Consider the following 2,029-nt stretch of genomic DNA (forward strand, 5'->3'; position numbering starts at 1 on the left):
CTTGTCGGTGGTCTCACCGGCGGCACGACGGACGGCGGCGTGCTTGCTCCCGTTACCGGTCTTGTCGGTGGCCTGACCGGATCGACCTCCGGCTCGGGAACGGGGACGACGACCGGTTCGGTACTGGCTCCGGTAACGGGCCTCGTCGGATCGCTGCTCGGCGGTCTCGGGAAATAATCGCTATGTGTGCCCGGCGCCCCACAACCCCATGGCTGGGCACACAAACGACCCTCCCCTTCTGAAACGGGGGGCGGGGAAGAGGAGGCAGTCCCGGCGACGGGGCTGCCTCTTCGATTCTGTCGTCAGAGATATTGTGGAATGGCCGGGATGGAGGAAATCAGTTTCTGCGCCGACGCAAAATGAGCCGGAATGAGCATTTAACCATTTCGGCCGTCATGGCAGGGATTTTCGGGCCTTGCCGGGGCTTGGCCCGCAGGATTTCCGTTATCGGGTAAGCCTTTCCGGGATTTTGCGTGTCCATGGCGGCTGTCTCCCGGTCTGCACATCGCGCTTGGTTACCAACGCAGTGACCTGATCGGAACCGCACTTCGGGACATGGCCGGGGCGGCTCCTTCTGGACGCGATCCAGCACGCGGCGTGGTTCTATCGTGAATTCCAATGAGGCCGGCGAAGGCCGACAGCACATTGGAGAAGACCCATGGCGACACGTTGTTACCCCAAGTTCAAAAGGCACGTCCTGCTAGCGTCGACCACGCTTCCTTTGCTGCTGGTCGCGGCATGTGCCGGAGGAGTGGGCTTCGAGAGCGGTAATCCCACCGGTCCGAACAATCCCAGCGGCCCGACGGGCCCTACCGGTCCCACCGGCCCCACCGGTCCCACCGGCCCGACCGGCCCCACCAGCCCGACTGGCCCAACCGGTCCGACTGGCCCTACCGGCCCGACTGGTCCCACCGGCCCGACTGGTCCCACAGGTCCAACCAATCCGACCGGCCCAGCAGGCTTCACCGGGCCGCTTGCCGGTGTGACTGTGGGTGGTGGCGGGCTGCTTGGCCCCAGCGGCTCAGGTACACTGATCGATGTCAATGTGGCCCCCGGCACAGCGACCACGAACGGAAGCGGTATCGCGGTCGACCTGCTCACGGGTGATGGACAAGTCGTCAACGTGGCGCTTCCCACCACGACCGAGCAAACGCAACAAGCTCTCGCGCCGCTGGGTTCGTTGACTGGCGCCTTGCTGGGCGATCAGGTCGGCGGAACGGTGACGCAGTTGACCAATGGCCTTGCACCCACCGTGGCCACGGTCACTTCGACAGTAGACAGCATCACTTCGCCCCTGCTCGATACGGTCAACGGCGTGCTGTCGCCCGTGCTGGGCAATGGCGGGCTGCTGTCGCCCGTCACCGGCCAGCTCGGAGGGCTCATTGATGGACTGACCGGAAGCCTTGGAGGAGGCAATACCGATCCCGCAAGGACTTACGATGGGCCATTGCTGGGTCTCGACCTGGGCAACAATGTCCTGACCGGACCGAGCAGCGGGGATACGCTGCTGGGCCTCAACGTCCTGTCCGAAAACCCCGGCCTGACTTCGGGACAACTGGTAACGGCCGACGTGCTTTCGAACGGCAACGTAGTCGACCTGACGCTGCCGACTACGGCCGAAGGCGTGGCAGCCGGACTGGCACCCCTGGGCAATCTCACCGGCGCGCTTCTCGGCGAGCAGGTTGGCGGGACAGTCGATCAACTGACCAATACGCTTGCTCCCGTGATCGCTCCGGTAACCGCGATCGTGGATAGCGTGACGTCTCCGTTGCTCGATACCGTCAACGGCTCGCTGGGCGGCATCGTTGGTGGGCTCGGTCCTGTCGGCGGATCTTCGGTCCTCGCCCCGGTAACGGGCCTCGTCGATGGTGTGCTGGGCGGCCTTACGGGCGGCACCAGTGACGGCGGCCTGCTGGCGCCGGTCACGGGTCTTGTCGGTGGTCTCACCGGCGGCACGACGGACGGCGGCGTGCTTGCTCCCGTTACCGGTCTTGTCGGTGGCCTGACCGGATCGACCTCCGGCTCGGGA

The 2,029-nt window shown here is 65.3% G+C and carries 1 protein-coding gene; it reads left to right on the plus strand.

The window, feature by feature from the left end:
* Positions 1-658 precede the first annotated feature (658 nt).
* On the plus strand, positions 659-2,029 hold a 1,371-nt coding region (locus tag ADT71_RS00310; protein WP_156336360.1), incomplete at its 3' end, for a hypothetical protein.

The sequence above is a fragment of the Novosphingobium sp. ST904 genome, from assembly GCF_001298105.1.
GTDB lineage: Bacteria > Pseudomonadota > Alphaproteobacteria > Sphingomonadales > Sphingomonadaceae > Novosphingobium.